The sequence below is a fragment of the Actinomadura sp. NBRC 104412 genome (assembly GCF_030269515.1).
GTDB lineage: Bacteria > Actinomycetota > Actinomycetes > Streptosporangiales > Streptosporangiaceae > Spirillospora.
In genome coordinates, this window is the sequence record NZ_BSTM01000028.1 from 1 (window position 1) to 25,434 (window position 25,434).

Here is a 25,434-nt window from a genome sequence, read left to right on the forward strand (position 1 = left end):
TCACTGGTCTTGGTCGACTCGAAGGATCACGAGGTGGCCGTCTCACGTCACGGGGACTCGCCCATCACGACACGAACCGGTCATAGATCACACAGACCCCATACACCACTCCAGTGGACGTGAACGGCCTGTTCCGACGGCTCACCCAACCAGCATGCCCGAGCGCACTACCAGGAGACCGACCACCCGGTGGCCGCCGGCGTGGAACCCGGATCGCGTTGGAGATGGTGCTATGTCCACCAGCGCCTCGTCTGACCAGGTCTGACCAAGCAGAGCTGGCGGACGTCCACTGCACGGCCGGCCCACGCGCTCGGGCGCATTGTCCGATGATTCGAACGGGGTCTGGACGGCCGTTCAGGAGCGTGCCGTGCTCGGCGACCCGCATGCGTGAGTGCATGATGGCGAGGTCGGCGTTCAGATCAACCGCGGTGGTCACCAGCACCAGGCTGCCCGGGGCAGGGTTCATGCCAACGGTGCGACTCGGCGCGCCGGTGACACCTCACGGGGTATTCGGCAGCTTGTTGTTCCAGATCCAGGAGTAGGAGGGGCAGCAGCCGTTCTTCCATGACGGCTCGGCCGGTCCTGCGCATGTGTGCGGCCAGGTCCTCGTCCCAGGGACTGGGGGACGGGGTGCCGCGGAGCGGTTCCGAATCACCGGTGGCCAGCGCTTCTTCGTAGTCAGGTGTCCCCATGCGCCACGGTTCAGCGGCGTAGCGGGTCATTGCTGTCGCGGTGGTGCGCAGGCCCGTCCAGTCGAAGTCGCCGCGCCACCGGATCGTCGCGCCCGCCTCGGCCAGCGCACGCAGCAGGCGATGGCACGCTGCCGAGGGAATGCCCTCCGTGCAGATGAGCGGGCTCGTGGCCGCGGTGACTGCGGCGCGCAGGATCGACGGGTTCTCGCAGACGTGCACCACGGTGGCCTGCGGCGTCACGGGCATGGTGACGAGCTGGTGCAGGGTGATCCGGAACGGAGTGTGGCGCTGTGCGGCGTCCGTCAGCCAACCGGCCAGCGGGTGGTCACCGTGCGCGGGCAGGCCCAGGACGAGGACCTGGCTGGACAGGTCGTCGACGATCACACCGGCGGATTCCCAGAGGGCGCGCTCCGCCTCGCCGTCACGGGGGCGGGCCGTTCCCGCGCGGAGCGCGAGTGCCCGCAGGATCAGGCCCGGCAAGGGCGTTCCCGACAGTGCCTTGGTGTCGCCCGTGACGCGTTCGGCGAGCACCGGCAGCGGGATGCCGGGCGCCGGGAGCAGGTCCAGGACGGCCACGGCCGCCTCCACGAGCCCGATCTCCGCGCGGCGGATGAGCCTGGTGAGCGTTCCGTCAGCGGTGAGTTCGGCGACCCAGGCGCGGTACCAGCCGGTGCCGGCGTGCCGTCCGTTGGCCAGGGTTTCCTCTGCGGTGCGGCGGGCGGCGTCCTCGGCTGCGGACAGCACGAAGCGGGGAGTGATCTGCCCGCACAGCGCCTGCACGGCGGTACCCAGGTCGGGTGCGATTCCCGCGGCCGCGAGGGCCTCGGCGAGCTGGCCGAGCGGGACGCCCGCGGAGGTGCGGCCGCCGATCCGGTTCGAGCCCAGCAGGCCGCGCAGCGCGCGCAGTTCCGCGTCGGACGGGTCCGGCAGCGTGAGCGTGCCCGTCAGCGGACGCCCCAGCTCGACCCTGCGGGCCAGCGCCGCGACCAGCCTGGACAGCGCCGGGTCGCCCAGCGTCCGGCGCAACCGGGCCTCGTCGACGGTCACCGGCGCTCGACGCGGACCGGCTCCCGGCCGTCCCACTCCCAGGTGGAGACGTGCACGGCGTCGATCCCGTCCCGGCGCACAAGGTGGTGCGCCGCCAGGCCCGGGACGGTCGGGTAGAAGCCCCACTCGCGTTCGGAGGTCATCACCACGTCCAGGTCGAAGGTGCTGAGCAGGCCGAGGCATTTGGCGCGGGCGTCATCGTCCACCCCGGCGAAAGCCTCGTCCAGCGCGACCATGCGAGGCGCGTACCGGTGCGCGGACCGGTAGTGGGCGGACGCGGCGGCGAACAGCGGCAGCGACACCGTCAGGACCCGCTCCCCGCCGGACGCGGGCCCGGTCGCGCCGCGCCACCGGCCGTCCTGGAAGCGCTCGATGACGAACCGGTGCCAGGACCGGTAGTCCAGCGCGCGGCGCAGGTGGTCCTGCCAGGTGCCGTGCTCGTCCTCGGCACGGACCCGCTCGATCTCGCGCTGCAGGAAGCCGCCCACGGCGGTGCGGTCGGCGGGCGACCACAGATCGGCGTTCTGCCGCAGCAGCCGGGACCGGGCCTCGGCCAGCCCGGCGGGGCCGTCGGGATCGGGCTCCCAGCGCAGCCGCAGCCGCATCCCGGTGGACGTGGGACGCTCCTCCAGTTCGGCGTTCATGAACCGGACCTGCTCCTCGGCACCTGCGATCAGTTCCTGCAGATGCCCGGCGACATCGCTGATCAGATGCTCTTCCAGCAGGTCCCGCTCTTTGGCGGTGAGCATCCGCTCCCGGTAGCCGATCTCCCCGTCCAGCAGTTCGGTCAGCTCGGCCGGCGGGCGCTCGCGGCCCTGGAAGGAGATCGCGACGACGAACCAGTCGTCCAGCCCGGCCACGGCATGGTGACCGTGCCGCGACAGTGCCTCCGACAGCTCGGAGTAGTGGCGGGTGATCTCGTCCTGAACGCGGCGCCATGCGTCGTCGCCGTCGTCCACGTCGTGCAACAGTTCCTCGGCGCGGCGGGCCAGCCGGACGGCGGGGTCGGCCGCCCACGGGCCCGCCGCGCCGGGGATCTCCACCTCGCAGGCCAGCGCGAGCAGTCCGGTCTCGGCGAAGCGCCACAGGTCGGTGACGGCTTCGGTTCTGCTCTCGCTGGTCGCGGTGAGCCGCTCCTTGAGCTCCTCCTCGCGCCCCTGCTCGCGGGCACGCCGCTCACCGGCGTCGCGGTGCCCGGCGTCGAGGCGGCGGATGAGGGCGTCGAGTTCGGTGACGCGTCGCCTGGTGTCCTGTAGCCGGGTACGCAGTTCCTCGACGGACGTGCCGATCGATTCGCGCAGCGCCTCCAGGCGTCCGCGTTCCTGCACGGCGCGGCTGTGCGCGTCCTGGGCGCGGGCCCGGGCGTCCCGTGCCGCTTCACCCGCGGTCGCGAGTTCGTCCGTCCAGGTGATGAGGTCGCGGAGCCGGTCGGCGTAGCGGCTCGCCGCGGCCAGCCACGCGGTGGCCTCCCGCCGGTAGTCCTCCAGGGCGGAGCGGACGGCGGCGAGGCCTCCGGTGTCCGCGGGCAGGCCGACGTCCGCGGCGGCCGTGGCGAGCTCCGTGACGGCGGCGGCGTGGTCGCGTTCGGCCCAGCCGACGTCTTCGGCGGCGCGCTCGACCCGCTCGCGGGCCTTGGCGAGGGCCCCGGCGGCGCCGGAGACGCCGCTGTGCGCGTCCCGCAGCCCCTGGTCGGACGGCTCGCGCCGCAGCTCGGCGTCGAGCGCGGCGCGGCGGCCGTCGATGTGATCGACGGTGGCGCGGGCCCGCGTGACGGACGGCCGCGCCTCGTCGATGAGGACGGCGAGCTCGGCCAGCCGACGCCGCCGCGCCTCCTCCCTGGCTCCCGCGCCGACATAGGCCGCCGCGCCCTTGGACCAGGCGCCGGTCAGCGGTCCCACCCTCCACCGGCCGGAGGCGTCCATCCAGGTGGTGCAGTCCTGCTCGCCCAGCCCGATGCCCGCGAGGACGGCGGTCACCGTCCGCGGCGACAGCGCGGCCGCCTGGGCGTCGTCCGGGTCGATCGCGACGGTCAGCGCCTCGGTCAGCGGGCGCGCGACCGGCGGGTCGGGACGCAGCAGCACATCGTGGGTTCCGGGGTCGAGCAGCACGCCCTCGGGGGTGAGCCATGCGTCCAGCAGACCGGACGCCTCCAGCGCGGCCTCCAGACCGGCCCGCCGCTCCGGCTCCAGGCCGTCGGCGAAGTCGACGACCTGCCAGAACGCCGCTCCGGGACCGGTGCGGGTGCCCGGGCCGCGGGTATGCGGGGCGTCGGGACGATCGATCACGCCCGATCGCAGCCGGCGGCGCTCGGCCTCCAGCTCGTCCAGTTCGGTCTCGGCCGCCGCCAGGCGTGCCGCGGCCTCGGCGCGAGTGGTCGCGAGCGAGGCGTGGGCGCCCGCGGCGGCGGTGCGCAGCGCGGCCACCAGCGGATGCGGGCCCTCCAGCGTCTCTGCCCAGCGCTCCAGGTCCAGGTCGGACGGGTCGGGCAGTGAGAGTTCGGTGAGCGAGCGCCCGTACTCCCGCCATGCCTCGACATGCCGCGCGGCCTGCGCGGCGAGCGCGTCCTGGGCCTCGGTGAGGGCCTCGGCCGCGCCGTCCCGGTCGGCCTCCCGTTCGCCGAGGACGCGGCGGGTACGGGCCAGCTCCTCCGCCACCCGGTCGGCGGTCTCGGCGAGACCGGTCACGTACCGGACGGCCTCGGCGCGGGCGTCGGCGAGCCGCCGCGCCTCCCGGCCCGCGCTGTCCAGGGCCGCCTCGGTGGGCGGGTCCAGGATGATCGCGGCGTGCCGCTCGGCGATCCCGGCACGTTCCGCCGCCCCGGCGACCGCCTCACCGGCCTCGGCCACGGCCCGGGCGGCGGTGTCGGCGGACTGGGCTGCCTCGTCCCGCTGCTGCTCCCGCCGCATCCGGGTCCGCTCGGCGTCCTCCGCGACCAGGCGGGCCTGAGCGGCGGCGCGATCGGCCTCTTCGGCATGGCGTTCCGCGTCCGCCAGGTTCTTCAAGCGCGGATCGGTGGCGAGCTCCTCCCGGATCGCCACCTGCTCGGCATGCTCGACCCGGGTCTCCTCCAGGCGCCGCCCGGCCTCGACCTCCTCCCTGGCGGCGCTCTCGATCCGCTCGCGCACCCCGGTCAGATCGCGCTGCACCTGCTCGTAGGCGCTGTTGGCGGTGCGCACCCGGCGGGCCTGGCGGCGCGCCGCGACCGACGCGTACCGGCGGTACCGGCTCAGGAACCGGACCACATGGCGGCGGGTGTCGCGCAGCGCGGTGAGCTCGTCGCGCTGCTGCTCCAGGTCGTGGAAGGCCGCCGCGATGTCGCTCACCACCGCCTGGTCGAGCGGCGTCAGCGCGTCCGACAGCGCCTTCGACAGCCGCGCCGCGTCCGGACGTTTGGACAACTGCGGCTGACGCAGCTGGATCAGCAGGTTGATCAGCGCGTCGTAGCGCTCCTCCCCGAGCTGGAAGAGGTGCTCGTCCAGCATCCGCCGGTACCGCTCCGAGCTCCGCACCACCTGGCCGTGCAACCCGACCGCCTCCTCCAGGCGGTCGCGGGTGAGGGCGGCGCCGGTCGGCCCGACCAGGGACAGGTCGTCCCCGATGCGCTGCGCGGTGACGAAGAACCACCGGTCGGCGATACCCCGCCCGGCGACGGCCTTCAGCCCCGCGCCGACCGTGAGGTAGGCGCGCTCGCCGTCCTCGGTGACCCGGCCGAACTCCATCCACGTGTACCCGAGCCGCTCGTCGTAGCGGCCGCCGAGCAGCAGGTTCCACTCCATCCGCTTGCCGCGGTCGCCGTCCGGCTCGACCCGGCTGGGCGTCAGGTCGCCGTCCAGCAGGAACGGCAGCGTCAGCGCCAGCACCTTCGACTTGCCGGTCCCGTTGTTCCCGCGGAACAGCACGCGGCCGTCGCGGAACCAGAACTCCTGCTGGTCGTAGTAGAAGAGGTCCACCAGCCCGGTGCGCAGCGGCTGCCAGCGAGCGGTGCCCGCCACCGGCAGCCGCCCGTCCGGTCGCGTCTCGGTGGGACCTGCGGTCATGGGGTGTCCCTAAGAATTGAGGCGGTCCCGGAGGACCGGGTGTGGCTGATGGGTTGGTTGCCGTTGGCATGGCTTCGAAGGAATGGCCGCCCGGTCCTCCAGGACGCTCCGACCGCTGATTGAGAGCTGCGGACATCGCTGGTTAGGGACCTGGTGGCGGAGTGCTCCGTGGACCACGACACTGCTGGTCACGGCGGAACGGAGCAGGACGCTTGAGCGAGCCGGGAACACGGATCTGGGTCGGTGTCGACGTCGGCGAGGGCCACCACTGGGCGGTCGCCCTCGACGACGAGGGCGCCAAGGTGCTCTCCCGCAAGGTCGTCAACGACGAGGCCGCGATCCTGGAGACGATCGCCGCCGTCGCCGAGCTGGCCGAACAGGCGGTGTGGGCGGTCGACATCTCCGGCAAGGCCGCCACGCTGCTGCTGGCGCTGCTGGTCGCCCACGGCCAGGAGGTCGTCTACGTGCCCGGCCGCACCGTCAACCGGATGGCCGGGGCCTACCGCGGCGAGGGCAAGACCGACTGTGAGGATCATGGTCGTGGCGTCCTCTTGCCGGTCTGACTCAAAGACCGATCGGCTTCGTGCCTGCTTGGCGACACGTCGACCGGTGAGGGGGCGCCGCCTGGTGCCGTCGGCCGGGTCCGCCTGATCAACCGGCTGCGCGACCTGCTGCTGGGCATCTGCCCCGCTCTGGAGCGGGCCTTCGACTACTCGGCCGCCAAGGGCCCGGTGGTCATGCTGACCGAGTACCAGACCCCGGCCGCGCTGCGCCGCATCGGCGCCCGGCGGCTGACGACCTGGCTGGAGCGCCGCAAGGTGCGCGGCGCCGACCAGGTCGCCGCCAAGGCCATCGCGGCCGCCGAGTCCCAGCACACCACCCTGCCCGGCGAGAAACGAGCCGCAGCGCTGGTGCGGGACCTGGCGCACCGGCTGCTGGAGCTGGACGCCCAGATCAAGGACGTCGACGGCCAGATCCGCGACACCTTCCGCGCCGGCCCGCGCGCCGCCATCATCGAGTCCATGCCGGGCATGGGCCCGATCTTGGGCGCCGAGTTCATCGCGATCATCGGTGACCTGTCCGGCTACGTCGGCGCCGGGCGCCCGGCCGCGCACGCCGGGCTGGCGCCGGTCCCGCGCGACTCGGGCCGCCGCACCGACAACCTGCATCGCCCGAAGAACTACAACCGCAGGCTGCGGCACATCTTCTACATGGCCGCCCAGACCGCGATGATGCGCCCCGGGCCATCGCGCGACTACTACCTGCGCAAACGCTCCGAAGGACTGAGACACACCCAGGCGATCATGGCGCTGGCCCGCCGCCGCGTCGATGTGCTGTGGGCGATGCTGCGTGACAACCGGACGTTCACCCCCGCCCAGCCGATCACGCAGGCGGCTTGACTTGATCATTGAGATTCCTTCTCTTCACCGACGATGGTGGGCGCGGCGTACCCGAACCTGGCCAGCGCAGGGAGCGCCGTGACGTGGCCGTTCTCCATCCGGACGAGGCCGAGCGAGGCCAGCCGCTCCAGGGCGTGCGCGGTCAGGGCGCGCTCGGCACCGGGGTCGCGGGCGCTCTTGCGCCAGTGCGCGGAATGCTCGGCGATCAAGGTGGCCATGTGCTGCTCGGCCGCCGTGACCGGGACCGTTCCCGTCCGGTCGCGCAGGTGCCCGGACAGGTACTCCGCCAGCAGCAGCGTGGCATGGCCCTCCGTGCCCTCCTCTGGCATCCCGAAGTCGGTGGCCTCCCGCGTCGGGTCGATCAGCGCGATGCCCTCGGCACGGACCTCCGCCAGGAACCCGGTGCCCTCCACCAGCCGCTTCAGCAGCGGCCCGCGCTGCGTGTCGAGGTACGCGCGCTGCTCGGCGGTCAGATCGGCGTAGTACAGGACAGGGTCGTCCAGCAGCCGCCGGGCGATGGCATGGCGGATCTCCCGGTTGCGGCCGTCCTGGGTGTCGGGCACCAGATCCTCGGCGACCGCGGCGAGCCGGGCGTCATGCCCGTCCGCGTCCACCAGCGAAGGCCCGCGCCGAGCCGACAGCAGCACCGCCAGGACGCGCCGGTCCACGTCGTACAGCGCGTCGCCCCTGCGGTTGACGAACGCCTGCTCGTCCCCGGCCACCTTGACCAGCACCCCCAAGGACAGCAGCAGCTGCGCGACCGCCACCAGGTCTCCGCGCTCGTCCCGGTCCTGCATGGTGAAGGCGATCCCGGCGCGGACGATCTCCTCGTCCGCGGCGAACGCGACCACCCGGTCCACCAGCCAGCCGAGCGTAACCTGGGATTCGGCGCGGTCGAGCGCGGCCATCGCCAGGCACGCCAGTACGTAGCGGCGGCGGCTGAACGGCTCCCGAGCCCGCGCCCCGCCGTCCCGGACGCGCGCGGGACGGCTCCCGTCCGACAGGTCGCCCGGCACCTTGCGCAGCCGCGCGACACCCGCGTCGGCGTGCAGGGACCAGCCGGCTTCCCGTGCGAACCACTGCGCGAGATGCGCGGCGTGCCGGCGGACCAGCGCGTACCCGGCGTCGCGCGGGGTGAGCAGCGGCCGGTGCAGCAGCGCCCGGACGGCGCGCCGCCGCTCCTCATCCCGCTGCTCCTCCAGGACGTCCCGCAGGTCACCGCTCATTGTGTGTTCCACGCTCGCTTCCGGGGCGCCTCTCGGCACCGCGTGTGAGCCCCGGCCAACCGACCCCGCAGACCGCCTCGGCCCTCCAGCTCCCTCATGCCACCCGGTCCGGTGCGGTCAGATCGACGATCGTGATCTCGTGGTCGGGGCCGCGCAGCACGCCGTCCTCGGTCGCCACCTCCGCCAGCCCGCCGACCGGTTCCAGCGTGACGGCCAGCGCGCCGTCGGACGTGCGGGTGCGGATCACGCCATCCGGGCCGGGGGGTCCGGCCGCGAGCGCGTCCCCGAGCAGCCGCAGGAACAGCGCGAACTCCTGCCGGTCCAGGACGTGCAGGTCGCTGAGCCGGGTGGGCCTCCCGGTGGCGAGCCGGGCGCGGGCCGCCTCGGTCTGCGCCCGCTCCGCGGCCACCTCCGCCTCCAGCGCCTCGCGTTCGGCCGTCCGGTCGCGGACCTTGCGCGGCGCGCCGCGCTTGGCGTAGTGGCCGGACGCGCGCAGCCGCGCCGACACCTCCACCTGCGGGGACTCCCTCCAGCTCGTCGCCGCGGGCACGTCGGCGGGTTCCGTCCCGTGGTCGGCGGTGAGGTGCCGCGCGGTGGCCAGCCCGAACGCCGCCCGCCACAGCCGGTGCGCGTCCCGCTCGGTGGGTGCCTGCGCGAACCAGCGGGCCAGCGCGCGGAAGTCGGCGGACCGGTCGCTGCGTCCCGCGCGGCGTTCCTGCAGCACGCTGATGGTGGCCAGCAGGTCGGGGATGGCCTTGCGGGCGCGGGTGCGCAGCAGGTCGGCCTGGCAGGGGTGGCCGCGGTCGCCGACGAACCACGACCACAACCCCGACCAGCGCCCCTCCCACATCGCGAGCTTCTCCGCCGTCGCGGTGTCCAGCACGTCGGCCCCGTCACCGGACGGGGGCCCGTCCGGGACCGTGTCGGCGGCCTCCCGGCGCGCGGCGGTGGCCAGCAGTTCCGCTACGCGGCCATCCGGCAGCGCCCGCAGCGTGGTCGCGATGTCGTGGTGCTTGATGACCAGCTCGGACACGAAGCGCTCGAGGTAGGCGATGAGCCGGTCCTTGTAGGCCAGGAACGCGTCCTCCTCGACGTCCTGCAGGTCGATGGTGCGCTGCAACCCGCTCATGAACGCGCTCGCGTTCGCCGCCAGGCTGTCCAGCCGGCTCACCAGCTCAAGCAGCAGGTTGTGGACGACCGCCGGATCGGGTCGGGCGGGCAGGTCCAGCAGGGCACGCAGCCGCACCCGGATGTCCTCTAGCGCCACCGACTGCAGCTCACCGCGCCGCCCGATCTCTTCCTCGTAGACCTCCAGGGCGCGTTCGGCCGCCTCGCCCGCCCGGCTGAGCTGGTAGAGGTACCGGGCCCTGTAGAAGTCCTCGACGGTGGTGACACGGCTGGTATCGGGATCGGCGCGCAGGTTCCCCCAGTCGGCCAGGCTGCTCAGCGCGTTGTCGACGGCCTCCTGCGTGAGCGCCTCGCCGCCGTCCCGGCGCAGTGCCTCGGCGACGTCCTCAGGACGCAGATGCACCACGAACCGGCGCTTGCTCGCCACGAAGACCCGCATCACCCGGCGGTACACGCCGGCCAGCGGCGCGTCGAGATGCGCGAACGGCCTCGGAGTCTGCTGCTCCATTGTCCCCCTGGGAGCATGGCAACCCACTGTGGGTGGTCACAGCGTAACGCCGGAGGAAACGTCCCGAGCCGGAAAAGGGGTAATCCCGCCCCGGAACCGTGCCTGGATCGAGGCGTCGCTACGCCGTTGGCCCGGCGCCTGAGATGAAGGCCACGCTCTACCACGGCCGCCGGAGACCGTGATCGTGTCGGGTTGCTGGCTGATCGAACATCCTGTCGATCTATTGTGGCCGATCTTCGGGCGGCCCCACGGACATGTGGGCTCTCCCAGGTGCCGGGACCCCCTGGGACGACAGAACCGCCCATGACTTTGCGTTCCAGGACGTCAGAGGCGATTTTTGTGAGCGGTGGTGGTGGGATTCGAACCCACGGAAGGTTGCCCTTCACACGCTTTCGAGGCGTGCGCCCTCGTCCACTAGGCGACACCACCGCGGGGAAGCCTACCCGACTCGGCGGCGCGCGAAGAACTCGGCGAGGAGGGAGCCGCACTCGTCCGGCAGGACTTCGGCGATGACCTCGGGACGGTGGTTGAGGCGGCGGTCGCGGACGACGTCCCAGAGGGAGCCGACGGCACCGGCCTTCGGGTCGGCGGCCCCGTACACGACGCGTTCCACGCGTGCCTGGACGGCCGCGCCCGCGCACATGGTGCACGGCTCCAGGGTGACCACCAGGGTGCAGCCGGTCAGCCGCCAGGTGCCGAGGGACGACGACGCGGCGCGCAGCGCGACGATCTCCGCGTGACCGGTCGGGTCGGCGGTTCGCTCGCGGTCGTTGTGGCCGCAGCCGATCACCGTGCCGGACGCGTCCAGGACGACGGCGCCGACCGGCACGTCCCCTGCGTCGCCGGCGCGGCGCGCCTCGGCCAGCGCCAGCCGCATCGGCGCCGCGTACTCGGCCTCGGGCCCGGGTGCCGGCGGGGCGTCCGGGCTTCCGGGCGTCCGGGGTTCAGTCACGGAGGCGGTCGAACTCCTCGCCGAACCCGGCGAGCTCGGCGACCGTGAGCAGGGCGTCCCCGGGCAGGGCGCGCTCGCCCAGCTCGGTGAGCCGCTTGGCGTCGACACCGAGGTCTTCGAGCAGCGCCGGGTCACCGCCCGGCTCGCCGTCCGGGACCTCGCCCACGAGCTGGTGGAAGAGGGAGCCCAGGCCGTCCTCGCGCACGGTGGAGATGAAGGCCAGCGGCTCGCTCTCCCCGTCCAGGCGCAGCACCGCGAACCAGTCGTCGTCCTGCTCGATCAGCAGCACGACGGGGTCGCCGTAGGACTCCACGGCCGCCTCGCGCATCAGGTTGGCGATGTCGTCGACGCCCTCGGCCTCGGTGAGCACGGCCTCGGTCCCCACCCAGCCCTGCTGGGTCTGCGCGAAGACTGCGGCGAAAGTGGACACCCACTCATTGTGGCGCACAAGAATGCGCCGGTCACACCCCTTCCACCGGCCTGTCCGCCGCCACCGCCCCGCACGGAACGGGATCAGGGCGGCACGGGGGACGAGCCGGTCGCCGGCGCGGCGCCCCCCGGACGCCGGGAGCCGGGGTGGGACGGACGGGTCAGGTGATGGCGTCCAGGGCACGCTCGAAGGCGGGGGCGAAGCCGATGCGGCCGGCGATGCTCAGGAGCATCTCGTCCGGGTAGAGCTCCAGGTCACCGGAGATCGCGCCCAGCTCCATCTCGTCCAGGCCCAGGTCGGCGAAGATCGACATGTCGCCCACCGGGAGGACCTGGTCCAGTTCCTCATCCTCAGGGATCGGGATGTCCAGGCGTTCCAGCACCTGCCCGGCCAGCGGCCAGTCCACCGAGGCGGTGACGTCGGAGAGGAAGATCATCACCTCGTCGCCGAGCAGCCTGATCGCCACGAAGAAGTCGTCGCCCACCGACACCAGCCCGATCGTCCCACCCAGGCTCGGCTGCTGCCGCAGGGCATGGATGAGCCCGTCCAGATCCTCGGTCAGCGCGACCGGAAGGACCTCGGCCTCCCAGCGTTCGTCCTCCCGGTACACCACGACCGCGAAGTCCGTCGCGTCCACATCCGTCATTTCCACCCCACCGGCGCCGTTCCTGCCAGGGCATGGTCGCAGATGCGGCACGCCCTCGTGTCCCCCACCGCCAAACTGGGAGCCCTGACCCTCCGTGAGGGGACGAGACAGCGTCGGCGGCGCCCAGCAATCTACGCGATCGTGTTCAATGCAGGCGGAACGTCCGGCGGCGCAGTGCCGCGTGGATCCGTGCGCGGCGCGAACGGTGAGGGGTCACCCGCTGCCGCAGTTCCCGTGCCTCCGCCAGTTCGCGCAAGAAGATGGCGCGGCGGCGCAGGCGGTCGCGGACCTCCTCGGGCGTCACGGCGTCCAGGCGCGTCCCGGTGTCCTGGTCGTGCCGGTCGTCCCTGTCGTTCGGAACGGCGAGGCCGTAAGGGGTGCCGGCCGGGACCTCCGGGCATCCGGCGGTCTCGGCGCCCGCGCCGGACGTGGCCTGTGCGTCCGCGGTCGCGGGACGGGGCGTCGTGGCGTCCGGGAGACCCGCCCCGCCGGGCGTCGCCTTCGACGTCCCTCTGGGCGGCGTCTTCGTCCGAGGCGCGGTGGCCTTCGCGCGCGCTCCGGTGACCTCCAGGAAGGCGTCATCGGCCGACGCGGCGCGTCTCGGCTGCTGGTCGCGATCTCGGGTCATAACGGCATCGTGCCCCGCTCGAGGTGCTCCTATCCTTCCCCCTCGACTGTACGAGGAGTAGGCAAACCCCTCACAACCGGTCATCTTCCATCACCGGGCGGAACCGAAACCGCGGCTTCCTCCCGGTCGCCCCGGACCGTGCCATGTGGGACGTCCGGCTCCCATGGCACGCAGGTACGGTGTGCGCATGCAGACCCTCGCTGTCGACCACCCGCTCGTCGCGCACAAGCTCACCACGCTGCGGGACGTGAACACCGACTCCCCCACGTTCCGCCGCCTGGCCGACGAACTGGTCACGCTGCTGGCCTACGAGGCCACCCGCGATGTCCGGGTCGCGGAGGCCACCGTCCAGACGCCGCTGTCCCCCGCCAAGGGCGTGCAACTGGCCAGCCCCAAGCCGCTCGTCGTGCCGATCCTGCGCGCCGGGCTCGGAATGCTCGACGGGATGGCCCGGCTGCTGCCCATGGCCGAGGTCGGGTTCCTCGGGATGATCAGGGACGAGGGCACGCTCCAGGCCCAGACGTACGCCACGCGGCTGCCGGAGGACCTGTCCGGGCGGCAGTGCTACGTCCTGGACCCGATGCTCGCCACCGGCGGCACCCTCGCCGCCGCGATCAGGCTGCTGTTCGAGCGCGGCGCGGACGACGTCACGGCGATCTGCCTGCTGGCCGCCCCGGAAGGGCTGACCTACCTGGAGAAGGCGTTCGAGGGCACGCGGGCGCCGATCAGGGTGGTCACGGCCGCGATCGACGATCGCCTCAACGACCAGGGCTTCATCATGCCGGGCCTCGGCGACGCGGGGGACCGCCTCTACGGCGTCGTCTGACCCGGCGGCCACCGGCTTCGCTATCTCCGGAATCCCGTGGATCGGCCGCTCCCGTGGATCTCTTCGTATCCCTCCTGTTTCCCTCCGGTATCTCCGACCTGTGACCGGCGTCGGTGTGGGCGGTACTTCTTTGACTCGGCCAAAGCTCGGTCACGGCCCGTCGCCTCCATATGCGCGCTTTGCTTTGCTCTGCGTCACTCCCGCCCTGGGATGAAAAGCCGGATCCGTTGCGCACACCAAGGGGCGGTACGCGCGTTCCCACAGAAATGCCTAGACGAGGTGCAGCCACCGTAAGGCCACCCAGAGGGCGCGATGTTCGCTGATGGGTCACCGTGGGTAATAGACAGCTACGGAACGTCAGCGATCGTTACCTCCGCCGTCCCGGCACAGGGGACCGCACGGGACCGGACGGCGTGAGCGAGCTCGAGGATGCGTGATGGCTCACCAAGGGGACAGCGAGTTGCCCGGGTACGAGGCGGTCGGCGACCGCCTCACCGAGGAATTCGCCGCGGTGCACGCCGCCGAGACCGTGGCGCGTTGCGTCGCCGCGGCACGCCACGGGGCGCAGGAGGTCACCGGGGGCGCGCCACCCGATCTGGTGGAACGGATCGCCCGCAAGCATCTGCAGGTCCTGGCGATCGTGGCGGCGGAGAAGCGGCGCCACGCGTCCCGTCCGTCCCGGGGAACCCCGCAGTAGCACGCGCGGGGGTACGGGAAGCGAGGCGGGAACGGAGCGCGGCGCGACGCGGGAGTGGCGGCGCGCCCAGGCAGGCGGGCCACAACCTCGGATAGGCAGGCGGCGCACGCCTAGGAACAGCCGGAGCACGCCTGGGGCAGGCGGCGCACGCCTTACTCGTGCACAGTCTTACTTTGCGGCCATTCGGGGCTGTGCGAAACTGATCTGGGGTCTGTGGGTCATCGTGCTCCGGGAGGCGAATCTTGCCCGCCAAGAAATACCTCACGTGGGCTGCCGCGGCCTTCGTGGCGTTCTACGTGGTCACCCAGCCCGACGGGGCGGCACGCTCGGTGCAGGGCGCGGCCGACGGGCTCGCCTCGGTCGCCGGTTCCCTCGCCACCTTCGTCAACGCGCTGGCTTGAGGTGCTGCCATGAGGCTCGTGACCCCCGGAGACTCCGCCCCCGCGTCGGTGAACAAGTACCTCCTCCCGCACGAGACCCAGGTGATCACCGTGCGGCGGCACCCGGCCGTGCTGATGATGCCGGTGGGCCTGGTGCTGGCCGGCCTGATCGTCGCCGGGGTCGTGAGCAACACCGTGACCTCCGTCACCTGGATCTGGTGGGGCTGGCTGATCCTGCTCGCCTGGTTCGTGTGGCGGGTGGCCGAGTGGTCGGTCGACTACTTCGTGATCACCAACCAGCGGATGCTGCTGACCACGGGACTGATCACCCGCAAGGTCGCGATGATGCCGCTGGCGAAGGTCACCGACATGAGCTTCCGCCGCACCATCGCGGGACGGATGCTCGGCTACGGCGACTTCGTCCTTGAGTCGGCCGGTCAGGACCAGGCCCTCGACACGGTCGACTTCCTCCCGTACCCCGAGCAGCTCTACCTCGAGGTCTGCGAGATGATCTTCCCCAACAAGAACCCGTCGGACGACTGAGCACCCGCGTGACCTCCGTACCGGAAGCCGGGCGGAGCACCCGGGGGACCGGGATGCCGGCGGGGCGGTGAGGCCCCGCCTACCGGAGTGGTGACCGGCAATGGGAGCGGAACGCCGAATCAAGGGAGAATCCGGGGCATCGCCGACCGAACGGCATATGACCGGCTACGGTAAGAACAGATCTCCCGGGCGCGTGGCGTCCCTCCGCAACGCGCGGCCCCCCGCGCGGGACGGGTCACCACCGAGCGACATGGGACGAAGCCGCCCGGTGATCTATGTTGTTCCGCTTCATTACTTGCGATGTGTGTTAACCCGCAATGTGCAATCATGTCGGCACCCCAGTCGCCTGATTACTTCCGCTAAGTGAGTCCACATGCCGGGTCCAGGCAACGTCGGCGAACGTGTCCGCAACCTGCGGCTGACCAGACGCTTGTCGCAGGCACAGCTCGCCGGCCATGACCTCTCCGACAGCTATATCTCCCTGATCGAGTCCGGGAAGCGGACGCCCACGCCGACCGTGCTGCGCATGCTGGCCGAACGGCTCGGCTGCACGCCCGAATACCTGGCCGAGGGCGTCGAACCGGAGCAGCGCGCCCATCTGGAGGTCAGGGAGCGGCACGCGCACCTGGCCCTGCTCGCCGGTGACCCGGCCGCGGCCGACAGCGGCTTCGCGGACGTCATCGCGCGCAGCGACGACCAGGAGCTGACGTCCAGGGCCCGATGGGGGCGTGCCCGCGCCCTTGAGGAGCTCGGCCGTACCGAGGCGGCCATCGCGCTGTTCGAGGAACTGCGCGAGCAGGCCGAACGTGACCCGGGACGGGCGAGCTGGCTGCCCGCGGTCATCGCGCTGGCCCGCTGCTACCACGCCGTCGGCGACCTGGGCCAGGCGGTCGCCCTGGGCGAGCGCGCGCTGGCCCGCCTGCGCCATCTCGGGCTCACCGTGGGCCAGGAGTACATCGAGGTGGGGCGGATTCTCCTCCTCGCCTATGTGGACCGCTCCGAACCCGTCCGGGCGCATGAGATCGGCAGGCGGCTGCTCGCCTCCCCGCCCTCGGAGGACTCGCCGGAGACGACCGGTGGGGTCGGCACGGAGGAGGCGCAGGAGAGCGGGGCGGTTCCTGACGACTTCGAGGAGACCGACGAGACCACGGCCGGTTACCAGAGGGCCAGCTCGAAGGCGTTGTCGGAAGGCGCGGTCGGGGACGCCCTGTATTTCGCCGAACAGGCATTGGCGGCGTATGCGGGTGTGACGGCCGCGCTTGCACGCGCGCGCCTCAACCTGGCGGGGGCCAAGGCCCTGCTGCGCGGCGTGGCGCCGTTCTCGAATGAACTGGACGTCACCAAGGCGGCGGTGCCCGATGTGCTGCCCGCGACCGCTCCAGGCATCGGGACAGGTCTGTTCGAGGGCGGCGAGGTCGGCTCTGCCGTTCCGGGACGTCCCTCCGGGCCGCCCGGGTGGCAGCAGGACGCGGCGGCACGCAGGCAGGCGGCGGAGGAAGCGCTCGAACTGTTGGAGGACACGTCCCTCCTGGAGGGCGCCGAGGCCACGGAACGCACCATCGAGAAGGCACGTGCCCTGGTGCTCATCGGCCGTCCCGAACAGGCCATCGCCATACTGGAGGACTTCCTCGACACGGGGCTCGTCCTGGCCGCGCCGTCGTTGGCCGAGGCGACCCTCCCCTCGCATACGGGTGGCGATCTCAGCCCCAGGTTGCGGAAGTCCACTCAGGCACGGATGGTTCTCGCGCGCGCCCGGCTCGTGCAGCGGGACCGTACGGCGGCCCTCGTCGTGCTGCGTACTGCCGCCGAGCAGTTGGACGGGCTGCGCGCGGGACGTCAGATCGCGCAGTTGTTCAGGGAACTCGGCGAACTGTTCGAGCTGGCGGGAGACACGAAGGGCGCCACCAGCGCGTACCGGCGCTCGCTGGAGGCGGCGGGGCTGCGCCCGGCACGCTCGCGCGCCGGGGACCGTGACCTGGGACGCGTCCACCCCTGACCCGCGGCCCTGGCCGTAGGCGGTGATCTGCCGGGGCATCGCGGTAGATGTCCTAACATGGAGACATGGGATGATTGGCTGAATCCGTCCTTGCGCGGGCGGCCGATGGTCCTTGGTCAGGGGACAGTGCCGATCGAGGGGGAATCGTGACGCTGCGCACGGCCCGGCGTTCCTCGCTGGTGGACCAGGTGATCGACCAGCTCAGGGAGGAGATCGCGACCGGGGTGTGGCCGGTCGGGGCAAAGATCCCTCCCGAGCCGGCGCTGACCCGGAGCCTGGGGGTGGGGCGGAACACCGTCCGCGAGGCGATCCGCGCGCTGACCCATGCCGGGCTGCTCGAATGCCGTCAAGGCGACGGCACGTACGTGCGGGCGACCAGCGAACTGTCCGGAGCGGTCCGGCGGCGGCTCGCGACCGCGGAACTGATCGAGATCCTTGAGGTGCGGCGCGGGCTGGAGGTCGAGGCCGCCCGGCTCGCCGCCGCCCGGCGTACCGACAACGACATCGAGGCGATCGACGCGGCGCTGAAGCGCCGGGAGGTCGCCCACGCGGCCGCGGACCACGGTGAGTACGTCGAGGCCGACCTGGCGTTCCACACCGCTGTCGTGGAGGCCACGCACAATCGGGTGCTCACCGACCTCTACCACGACTTCGGCTCGGCGCTGCGCGCGAGCATCGGAACCGCCGGGATCCTGCTCCGCCATGCCGACATCCCCCACGGGCCCATCGCCGCGGCGATCAAGGCCGGTGACGCGGAGGCCGCGGCCGAGGCCACCCATGCCTGCCTGGGCGAGATCCTGCGTTCGACCGAGGAACACGCCCTGGACCGTTCCGATGGCGCCGGGGCCGCCGAGATCTCGGCTCCCGCATGACCCGTTCCGACAACCGATCTCCCGCCTGAGAGCGTCCCGCTCCGGCATGCCCGGTGAGGCGTGCCTCTGGGCCTCCTGCCTTCTGGGCGGCCCGGTCGTCTCCGGCTTCCGTTCACAAGGTGCTCAGCGCATATGACTTCCTCCCCGACGCCCACGACGCCCACGACGGCTCCGGCGCTCTCCCGGACCGGCGCCCTCTGGATGCTGGCCGGTCTGCTGCTGCTCACGATCAACCTGCGGGCCGCCATCACCGGTGTCACACCGATGCTCGGCGATCTCCAGGAGACGTTCGGGCTCACCGGTGTGGAGGTGAGCGTCCTCACCACCCTTCCGGTGCTGTGCCTGGGCGCGTTCGCCTCGCTCGCGCCCGTGCTGGCGCGGCGGTACGCCACCGAGCCGATCGTCGCCGCCGCACTGGTGATGATCACTGTGGGGGTCGTGCTGCGGATCGTCCCGTCGCCGCCGGCGCTGTTCGGCGGCACCGTCCTGGCGGGCGCGGGCATCGCGATGGGCAACGTGCTGCTGCCCGCCGTGATCAAGCGTTTCTTCCCCCGGCGCGTCGGCTCGCTCAACGGGGCGGCGATGATGCTGATGGCGACCAGCGGCGCGGTCGCCGCCGGGCTCGCCGTCCCGCTGGACGACGCCGCCGGATGGCGGGTCGCCCTGGCCATCTGGGCGGTCCCGTCGGCGTTCGCGGCGCTGCTGTGGGGGCCGCCGGCCCTGCGCGCCATGCGTGGTGACGGCTGGGCGGCTCCCGGGCCCCGCGAGCGGGACGCGGCCGTCCACGACCACGGATCGCTGCTGCGCTCACCGCTGGCCTGGTACGTGACCGCCTTCATGGGCCTGGCCTCGCTGATGTTCTACGTGCTGATGTCCTGGCTGCCCGAGATCATGCGTGACCACGGGCAACCGCCGGCCGTCGCCGGGTCCATGGTGTCCTTCATGATGATCATCGGTATTCCGCTGGGCTACGTGGCGCCGGTCGTCGCCGCCCGCATGCGCGACCAGCGTCCCCTGGTCATCGCCATCGGTGCCGTCATGGTGGTGGGACTGACCGGCCTGCTGCTCGCCCCCGGCCCCGACTGGGTGTGGGTGACGATCCTCGGGCTGGGCACCGGCTCGGCGTTCCCCCTCGGCTTCACCCTGCTGAGCCTGCGGTCACCGAGCCCGTCGGTCGCGGCACGGCTGTCCGGGATGTCCCAGACGGGGGGTTACATCTTCGCGAGTTTCGGGCCGCTGGCCTTCGGCGTCCTGCACAGCGCCACCGGAGGCTGGGACCTCTCGCTGATCCTGCTGCTCATCCTGGTCGTCCCGGAAGTGGTGATAGGTCTCCTCGCGGCACGGCCCGGGTTCGTGCGGACGCTCCCGTCCCGTCCTGAACGGCTGCTGGAACGCGATGAGAAGGACCAGGACGCCCGCGCGGCCGTCCCCTCAGGAGGTTCACCCGCTCCGCCCCGTTAGGGGTTCAGCGCGTCCATGTCCAGGACCCGGGCATGAAGGACGAGCCGCTGGTGCAAGGCCGCACGGAGAGCCCGGTGCAGGCCGTCCTCAAGGTAGAGCTCACCCCGCCACTGCACGACGTGCGGGAACAGATCCCCGTAGAAGGTGGAGTCCTTGGACAGCAGGGAGCCCAGGTCAAGCTCCCGTTTCGTGCTCACGAGCTGGTCCAGCCGGACCTGCCGCGGCGGGATCTTGGCCCAGTCGCGAGACGACAGACCATGCTCGGGATAGGGACGCCCCTCACCCACCGCCTTAAAGATCACCCCCTGAGTCTACGGCGTCGGATGAGGGCAGAGAAGGACACGTAACAGATCGTGTCATCCAACCGCCCCTATGTAGTCAAAACCCAGACCCCGACCAAGGCCCGCGGCCGACCGGAGCGGTCGCGCGGACCCGGTCTCACGCTGTGGGTAGCCGGGAGCGAGCAATCCTCGGAAGGCCCAGATGACACCCTTTACAGCCGGGGCTGTAGACGGTGCGGTTACCGGCCTAGCGCCTCGTCCGTCCACGTCCCTCTGAGGCAAGCGGCTCATCACAGAACAGGACCCCCGTGTGTGTGCGGGGGTCCTGTTGGTCCGGCTTGGGCACCCTTTACAGATCCAGTTCTCCGGACCTGATCTGGGAGATGAGATCCGCGAAGGACGCGAGGGGTAGGGACACGTGTCCTGCGTCCGGTGCCTTGCTGTCTCGGATGCCGATGTTGCATGCAAGCTTCGCAACTTCAACGCAAGCCGTGTTGTCTGATGTAGCGCTACGGCTCGACTTCCGCCACTCCGTCATTGGTACATCTCCAGAGCTCGTTTGATCATCGCACGTGATGCTGCGGTGGTCGAGGCGACATGACCGATACGGTCGTACCTTACTTCGAAGGCTTGGACGTCCGCAGGATCGATCACGAGGCCGCCCCCTTGCGGAGCATCGGTGTATGCAAGGTCCCTGGCGTCCACCGTGAGTAGCTCAAGCATGCCGTCATACCCGACATGAACCCCGGCATCCTTCTCCACTACACGCACGTTGACGTGCGGAAGTTCTCCCATTTCCAGCAGGTAGGCCAGTTGATCGCGCATGATCTCAGGTGAGCCGACGGGTTGCTCCAAGGCGACCCAGTTGAGGATGGCGGAGACCTCCGGTGGGCGCTGTCTGTTGAACACCGCTGCCTGTCGAGCGAGGCGCGTCTCAACGCCTGCATCGAGATCGCCAACGAGTCCGACCGAGAACACGGCGCGGGCATAGGCCGGAGTTTGGAGAAGTCCGGGAACGAGACCGATCTCCCATAGTCGTAGACGTGTTGCACGTGCCTCCTGCTCTGCCAGGTCACCTAGTCGCCACTCGTCGCTTTTGCGCTCTTTCGCGAACTTAACTAGCCGAGTGAACAGGTGGTCTAGGTCCCATTCGCGGTCGATGATCTCGGCATGGTCCCGCTGCATCGGGATCGTGCCGGACTCGATGCGTGAAACAATTGAACGATCACGGTCGATGAGCCTCGCGAGCTGGGCACCCGACATCCTCCGCGCACGGCGGTGTCTGCGCAGTTGAAGCGCTATGAAGTCCCACATCGACCTGTCAGGATCCAGTGACTCTTGGCCGTTCACGCATCACGCTCCGTCCGTTGCATTTGGTGCATGAACGTAGCGAAGGTACTGCACTCAGGGCCAGTCTGTGGGATAGACAACCGACAAGGGGAGGAACTTATGACCCCAAGGAACGAGCCTTCGCGATGGGGCTACGGCCAAATAAGAATGATCACTTTGCGTCTGCTGCGGCGACCGGTGATCCGGTACCTGGATTTGGCTAGCGAAGAGGCGTACGACCGGGCCAAGACATGGCCACGTGGCCACCCCTTCGGGGAAACCTTGCGCGCTGACGCCTGCAAGTACGACGACGCGATCTCCTCGTTGGTGATCACGCCGCCGTCGCGGTGGTAAGTCCATTGGCCGCTTGCCCTCTCGCCTCGTGCGTGCTCGCGGCCCGGAACCTTGAGGGAAGAGGAGACAGTGAAGGCAACCATGGTCCCCGCACTGGATTGCACGGCGTGGCCGGTGCGCACGCTTCCCTCCTCGTGGCGCATGCTCATGGGCTCATGGCTGACGAAGACGCACGTCCCCGGCCCGGTAGTGGAGGACGTGCAGTTGGCAGCAAGCGAGTTGATCACGAACGCGTGTCAGCACGCCCCCGCCGGCACGAAGGTCAGGCTTCGGATCCGGGCCGGTGCCGGGTGGGTGGGGTTGGGGGTGTGGGACGCGTCCCCTCAAGTCCCCAAGGCAAAGCCTGACCCGCTCGTGGCACTGGCGGACGGCGACAACCTGGACGCCGTACTTGCCGTACTCTCCGCCGACGACGTGGAGCACGGACGCGGCCTTGCCATCGTCAACCAGGTGGCCCGGGACTTCACAGTCGTTCGTACGACCCCGGGCAAGTGGGTGCGCGTTCTGGTCACCTTTTGATCTCCCCACGTGGTCTGACGCGCAGCCTGGCGGCCATCGCCTGGGACGGGTTCGGTTCGCACGCCGACCGTGTCGTGCGAAGCGACGTTGAGGGCAAGGGTGCAGGAGTCCCGCCGGGGATGGCCGACCCTGGCGCTGGGTGGCGCAGGAGGGCACGGGCCTCGGAAAGGGCAACTGAGATCAAGACCGAGACCAAAGCTGTGAGGTCGGCACCCGCAGGTGGGTGCCGACCTCTACGTGTTCGGCCTGGTGAGGCGTGGCGGAGGATGCGAGATTCGAACTCGCGAGGGGTTGCCCCCAACACGCTTTCCAAGCGTGCGCCCTAGGCCACTAGGCGAATCCTCCACAGGAGAGCCTACCGGTTCGCGGGCACTGAACGGACATCAATAACGGCGTCCAGCGGGATCGGCCCGTAGATGTGCGGGAACAGCTCGCCTTCGGCGTCGGCCGCCCGTTCGTACCGTACAGGGGTGCCCAGCTTGGCGGTGTCGATGACCAGCAGGACGAGGTCGGCCGGGTCGATGCCGCCGTAGAAGCGGGACAGGACGCCCCTCACCTGGGCGAGGTCCTTCGAGCAGTGAATGAAGCCCTCTTCGTCCAGCGTCCGGCCTAAGGTTGACATGGTGTACGACACACCAAGGTCGCGAGCCGATTCCCAGCGGTGGCGTTCGGCGATGTGGAGCAAGGTCTCCTGCGGTGCCGGGGCTCGGGAGACGGTCATGGCGCCGGAGCCTAGCGGGAGGCGGTTCGTACCGTGCTAACGGGTGGGTTGGATGCCATAGACTCGGGGCAGACCCCTCGCACGGCGTCACCCTGTGAACCTCCCCAGGGCCGGAAGGCAGCAAGGATAAGCAGGCTCTGGCGGGTGTGCGGGGGGTCCTTTCGCTTGACGCTCTGCTTCTCGAGGAGGGCGGACCCCCGATGAGTCTGGCTCTGTACCGCAAGTACCGGCCAGCGACGTTCGCCGAGCTCAAGGGGCAGGAACACGTCGCCGAACCCCTGCAGCAGGCGTTGCGGAACGGCCGGATCAACCACGCCTACCTCTTCAGCGGCCCCCGCGGATGCGGGAAGACCTCCAGCGCGCGGATTCTGGCCCGTTCCCTCAACTGCGAGAAGGGTCCGACTCCCGACCCTTGCGGGGTCTGTGACTCCTGCGTCGCCCTTGGCCCCACCGGCAACGGCCACATCGACGTCATCGAGATCGACGCCGCGTCCCATGGCGGTGTGGACGACGCTCGTGACCTGCGTGAACGGGCGTTCTTCGCGCCCGTGTCGGCGCGCTTCAAGGTGTACATCATCGACGAGGCGCACATGGTCACCAGGGAGGGCTTCAACGCGCTGCTGAAGCTGGTCGAAGAACCCCCACCGCATCTGAAGTTCGTCTTCGCGACCACCGAGCCCGAGAAGGTCATCGGGACGATCCGGTCGCGTACCCACCATTACCCGTTCCGGCTGATCCCGCCGGGGACGCTGCAGGAGCTGGTCGAGGAGATCCTGCGGGCCGAGGACGTACCGTACGAGGCCGCGGCGCTGCCCCTGGCGGTGCGGGCGGGCGCCGGATCGGCCCGGGACACTCTGTCGATCCTGGACCAGTTGCTGGCCGGATCGGACGAGAAGGGGATCACCTACGCGCGTGCGGTGTCGCTGCTCGGCTATACCGACTCGACCTTGCTGGACGAGGTGATCCGGGCGTTCGCCGCACGGGACGGCGGCGCGGTGTTCGCCGCGATCGACCGGGTGATCGAGAGCGGCCAGGATCCTCGCAGGTTCACCGCCGACCTGCTCGAACGAGTCCGCGATCTGGTGATCCTGTCGAACGTTCCGGAGGCCGGGACCACGGGGCTGCTGAACGTGCCGCCGGACGAACTGGAGCACATGCGCCGGCAGGCGTCCTCCATGGGCCCCGGGGAACTGACCCGCGCCGCCGACCTGCTGCACACCGGACTGACCGAGATGCGCGGAGCCACGTCACCCCGGCTGCTGCTGGAGCTGATCTGCGCCCGCATCCTGCTGCCTGCTGCGTACGAGGACGAAGCGTCCCTGTACGCCCGCCTGGACCGTCTGGAGCGTCAGGCCGCACAGGGTGGCTTCTCGGGGTTGCCTGCTGGGCAGGCCGGATTCCAGGACGAGCCGGGGGGATTCCAGGGCCAGCGGGATGCCTTCCAGGAGCAGCGGAACGCCTTCCAGGAGCAGCGGGGCGGATTCCAAGGCGCCCAGGGGAGAGGCCCTTCCGTACAGGGGGGAGCCTCTTCGGCGCAGGGGGGAGCCGCTGGCGCGTGGGCGCGTACCGACGTGGGTCAAGCGGAGTCGCGCTCTGCCGCAGGGGAACGAGCCGCCGCAGGGGAACGAGCCGCCGCAGGGGGACAAGCTGCGACAGGAGGACAACCCGCAGCCGGGGGACAAGCTTCGGTAGGGGGACAAGCCGCAGTAGGGGACCGCGGCGCCGCGCAAGCGGCGCTAAGTGGGCAGGTCTCCAGCGGCACCTCCGCAGAGGCGGCGCAAGCCTCTGGGCGCGCCTCTACGCAGGGTGGAGCAACATCTCCTCAGACTTCTGGGGAAGCAGCGCCTGCGCCCGCTGGGGGGATGGTCGGGCGTGGCTCGCAGGGGGGCGACCCCCCGCCCGCCCAGGGGGGCGACCCCAGTTTCATTGTCAAACGCCAAGCTAGGCCCGGGGAAGCCGGATCGACGTTTGTGGATAACCCTTCAGGGCAGCCCGGCCAGCCTGGGCGGTCCGGACACGCTGGGCAGCAGGGGGCTCGGGGAGGTATGGACGTCTCGGCCGTGCAGCGGCTCTGGCCGGACATCGTCGAGGCGGTCAAGCACAAGAGCAAGGTCGCCTGGATGGCGATCATGTCGGGGGTCCAGCCGGTCTCGCTCGACCACAACCTCCTCACCCTGTCGTTCGAGGCCGAGGGCGCCCGCACCAACTTCACCAACGGCGGTCGTGACGTCGTCCTCCGTGAAGTGCTCAGGGAACGCATGGGCGTTGACTGGCGGATCGAGACCGTCCTCGGCGGTGCGGCTTCCTCCGGACGCGCCGGCAGGGGCAGGCAAGGCGGCCGTCCTGGTCCGGGAGGCGGCGGGATGTCCGGCCACTCGCCCAGCGGCGGGATGCTCGGTCACTCGCCCACCGGTCATTCGCCCGGCGGCTTCGGGAGTGCATCCACACCCGCGGGCCCGCCCCCGTCGCGTCCAGAACCGTCGGCTCCCACACCTCCGGTCCCGGGACCCCCTGCCCCCTCCCCGGAGAACAGCCCCTCCGGGTTCGGCGGTGGACGATCGCACGAGCCCGACCCCGGCCCTCCCCCACCAGACGAGCCGCCACCGCCGCCCGAACCGCCACCCGCGGACGAGAGCGACGAGGTCGACCCGGAGGGGGACGCCGACGCGGACGGTTCGGAGGTCGAGGCCAGCGGCATGGCCCTCATCGAGCGCGAGCTGGGCGGCCGGATCATCCGCGAGATCGACAACTCCTGACCCGG

The 25,434-nt window shown here is 71.0% G+C and carries 21 protein-coding genes, 2 tRNA genes, 1 other RNA gene and 2 pseudogenes; 12 read left to right on the top strand and 14 right to left on the bottom strand.

The window, feature by feature from the left end; genetic code table 11:
• Nucleotides 1-138: 138 nt before the first annotated feature.
• Nucleotides 139-255, top strand: a pseudogene (locus tag QSK21_RS28005) (UBP-type zinc finger domain-containing protein); the annotation flags it as partial.
• Between the two features lie 164 nt (nt 256-419).
• Here the strand turns inward: QSK21_RS28005 and QSK21_RS28010 are convergent.
• Together QSK21_RS28010 and QSK21_RS28015 are read right to left on the bottom strand one after the other, a co-directional pair.
• Nucleotides 420-1,739 (bottom strand): TIGR02679 family protein, encoded by a 1,320-nt coding sequence (locus QSK21_RS28010; RefSeq protein ID WP_285700253.1) that lies wholly within the window; start codon nt 1,737-1,739, stop codon nt 420-422.
• Nucleotides 1,736-5,776: a TIGR02680 family protein gene (locus QSK21_RS28015; RefSeq protein WP_285700255.1), complete on the bottom strand. Its 4,041-nt coding sequence runs from the start codon at nt 5,774-5,776 to the stop codon at nt 1,736-1,738. The genes QSK21_RS28010 and QSK21_RS28015 overlap by 4 nt, the downstream gene beginning before the upstream one ends.
• A 212-nt stretch (nt 5,777-5,988) precedes the next feature.
• On the opposite strand from QSK21_RS28015, the pseudogene QSK21_RS28020 reads away from it, so the two are divergent.
• Nucleotides 5,989-7,176: pseudogene (locus tag QSK21_RS28020) on the top strand (IS110 family RNA-guided transposase).
• Nucleotides 7,177-7,181: 5 nt separating this feature from the next.
• Here QSK21_RS28020 and QSK21_RS28025 read toward each other — a convergent pair.
• The 7 genes from QSK21_RS28025 to QSK21_RS28055 form a co-directional block, all read right to left on the bottom strand.
• Nucleotides 7,182-8,402 (bottom strand): TIGR02678 family protein, encoded by a 1,221-nt coding sequence (locus QSK21_RS28025; protein WP_285700257.1) that lies wholly within the window; start codon nt 8,400-8,402, stop codon nt 7,182-7,184.
• A gap of 94 nt (nt 8,403-8,496) precedes the next feature.
• Entirely contained in the window at nt 8,497-10,038 is a 1,542-nt protein-coding gene (locus QSK21_RS28030) for a TIGR02677 family protein (protein ID WP_285700259.1), read from the bottom strand.
• 344 nt (nt 10,039-10,382) lie between these two features.
• Nucleotides 10,383-10,467: transfer RNA gene (locus tag QSK21_RS28035), tRNA-Ser, on the bottom strand.
• Between the two features lie 10 nt (nt 10,468-10,477).
• Nucleotides 10,478-10,915: a tRNA adenosine(34) deaminase TadA gene (gene tadA / locus QSK21_RS28040; RefSeq protein WP_285700371.1), complete on the bottom strand. Its 438-nt coding sequence runs from the start codon at nt 10,913-10,915 to the stop codon at nt 10,478-10,480.
• Between the two features lie 67 nt (nt 10,916-10,982).
• Entirely contained in the window at nt 10,983-11,420 is a 438-nt protein-coding gene (locus QSK21_RS28045; protein WP_285700261.1) for a tRNA adenosine deaminase-associated protein, read from the bottom strand.
• 160 nt (nt 11,421-11,580) lie between these two features.
• Entirely contained in the window at nt 11,581-12,066 is a 486-nt protein-coding gene (locus tag QSK21_RS28050; RefSeq protein ID WP_285700264.1) for a tRNA adenosine deaminase-associated protein, read from the bottom strand.
• A gap of 145 nt (nt 12,067-12,211) precedes the next feature.
• Entirely contained in the window at nt 12,212-12,694 is a 483-nt protein-coding gene (locus QSK21_RS28055; RefSeq protein ID WP_285700266.1) for a hypothetical protein, read from the bottom strand.
• 187 nt (nt 12,695-12,881) lie between these two features.
• Between QSK21_RS28055 and upp the strand changes: the two genes are divergently transcribed.
• The 7 genes from upp to QSK21_RS28090 all read left to right on the top strand — a co-directional run bounded on the left by upp (nt 12,882) and on the right by QSK21_RS28090 (nt 19,469).
• Complete coding sequence (upp, locus tag QSK21_RS28060) at nt 12,882-13,520, top strand: uracil phosphoribosyltransferase (RefSeq protein WP_285700268.1); 639 nt, start codon at nt 12,882-12,884, stop codon at nt 13,518-13,520.
• A 436-nt stretch (nt 13,521-13,956) separates the two neighbouring features.
• On the top strand, nt 13,957-14,217 hold the full coding sequence (locus QSK21_RS28065; RefSeq protein WP_285700271.1) for a hypothetical protein: 261 nt from the start codon (nt 13,957-13,959) through the stop codon (nt 14,215-14,217).
• 242 nt (nt 14,218-14,459) lie between these two features.
• Nucleotides 14,460-14,618: a hypothetical protein gene (locus QSK21_RS28070; RefSeq protein WP_285700272.1), complete on the top strand. Its 159-nt coding sequence runs from the start codon at nt 14,460-14,462 to the stop codon at nt 14,616-14,618.
• Nucleotides 14,619-14,627: 9 nt separating this feature from the next.
• A complete protein-coding gene (locus QSK21_RS28075) occupies nt 14,628-15,140 on the top strand; it encodes a PH domain-containing protein (RefSeq protein ID WP_285700275.1) in 513 nt (170 codons plus the stop codon).
• Between the two features lie 373 nt (nt 15,141-15,513).
• A complete protein-coding gene (locus QSK21_RS28080; protein WP_285700276.1) occupies nt 15,514-17,136 on the top strand; it encodes a helix-turn-helix domain-containing protein in 1,623 nt (540 codons plus the stop codon).
• 146 nt (nt 17,137-17,282) lie between these two features.
• Entirely contained in the window at nt 17,283-18,008 is a 726-nt protein-coding gene (locus QSK21_RS28085; RefSeq protein ID WP_285700278.1) for a FadR/GntR family transcriptional regulator, read from the top strand.
• 132 nt (nt 18,009-18,140) lie between these two features.
• Nucleotides 18,141-19,469 carry a CynX/NimT family MFS transporter gene (locus QSK21_RS28090; RefSeq protein ID WP_285700279.1) on the top strand — a complete coding sequence of 443 codons (1,329 nt, stop codon included), beginning with the start codon at nt 18,141-18,143 and terminating at the stop codon, nt 19,467-19,469.
• Here the strand turns inward: QSK21_RS28090 and QSK21_RS28095 are convergent.
• The 3 genes from QSK21_RS28095 to QSK21_RS28105 form a co-directional block, all read right to left on the bottom strand.
• Nucleotides 19,466-19,771, bottom strand: a complete 306-nt coding sequence (locus QSK21_RS28095) for a type II toxin-antitoxin system VapB family antitoxin (protein WP_285700280.1) — start codon at nt 19,769-19,771, stop codon at nt 19,466-19,468. The two genes, QSK21_RS28090 and QSK21_RS28095, sit on opposite strands and share 4 nt — an antisense overlap.
• 328 nt (nt 19,772-20,099) lie before the next feature.
• Nucleotides 20,100-20,288: a DUF397 domain-containing protein gene (locus QSK21_RS28100; protein WP_285700282.1), complete on the bottom strand. Its 189-nt coding sequence runs from the start codon at nt 20,286-20,288 to the stop codon at nt 20,100-20,102.
• On the bottom strand, nt 20,285-21,100 hold the full coding sequence (locus QSK21_RS28105) for a DUF5753 domain-containing protein (RefSeq protein ID WP_285700283.1): 816 nt from the start codon (nt 21,098-21,100) through the stop codon (nt 20,285-20,287). Before QSK21_RS28105 ends, QSK21_RS28100 begins: the two co-directional genes overlap by 4 nt.
• A gap of 402 nt (nt 21,101-21,502) precedes the next feature.
• Between QSK21_RS28105 and QSK21_RS28110 the strand changes: the two genes are divergently transcribed.
• Nucleotides 21,503-21,952 (top strand): ATP-binding protein, encoded by a 450-nt coding sequence (locus tag QSK21_RS28110; RefSeq protein ID WP_285700284.1) that lies wholly within the window; start codon nt 21,503-21,505, stop codon nt 21,950-21,952.
• Between the two features lie 257 nt (nt 21,953-22,209).
• Here QSK21_RS28110 and QSK21_RS28115 read toward each other — a convergent pair.
• A tRNA-Ser gene (locus tag QSK21_RS28115) sits at nt 22,210-22,297 on the bottom strand.
• A gap of 10 nt (nt 22,298-22,307) precedes the next feature.
• Complete coding sequence (locus tag QSK21_RS28120) at nt 22,308-22,673, bottom strand: DUF952 domain-containing protein (RefSeq protein ID WP_285700285.1); 366 nt, start codon at nt 22,671-22,673, stop codon at nt 22,308-22,310.
• A gap of 68 nt (nt 22,674-22,741) precedes the next feature.
• Between QSK21_RS28120 and ffs the strand changes: the two genes are divergently transcribed.
• An RNA gene (gene ffs, locus QSK21_RS28125) (signal recognition particle sRNA small type) lies at nt 22,742-22,837 on the top strand.
• Nucleotides 22,838-22,873: 36 nt separating this feature from the next.
• Nucleotides 22,874-25,429 carry a DNA polymerase III subunit gamma and tau gene (locus tag QSK21_RS28130; RefSeq protein WP_285700286.1) on the top strand — a complete coding sequence of 852 codons (2,556 nt, stop codon included), beginning with the start codon at nt 22,874-22,876 and terminating at the stop codon, nt 25,427-25,429.
• Nucleotides 25,430-25,434 lie beyond the last annotated feature (5 nt).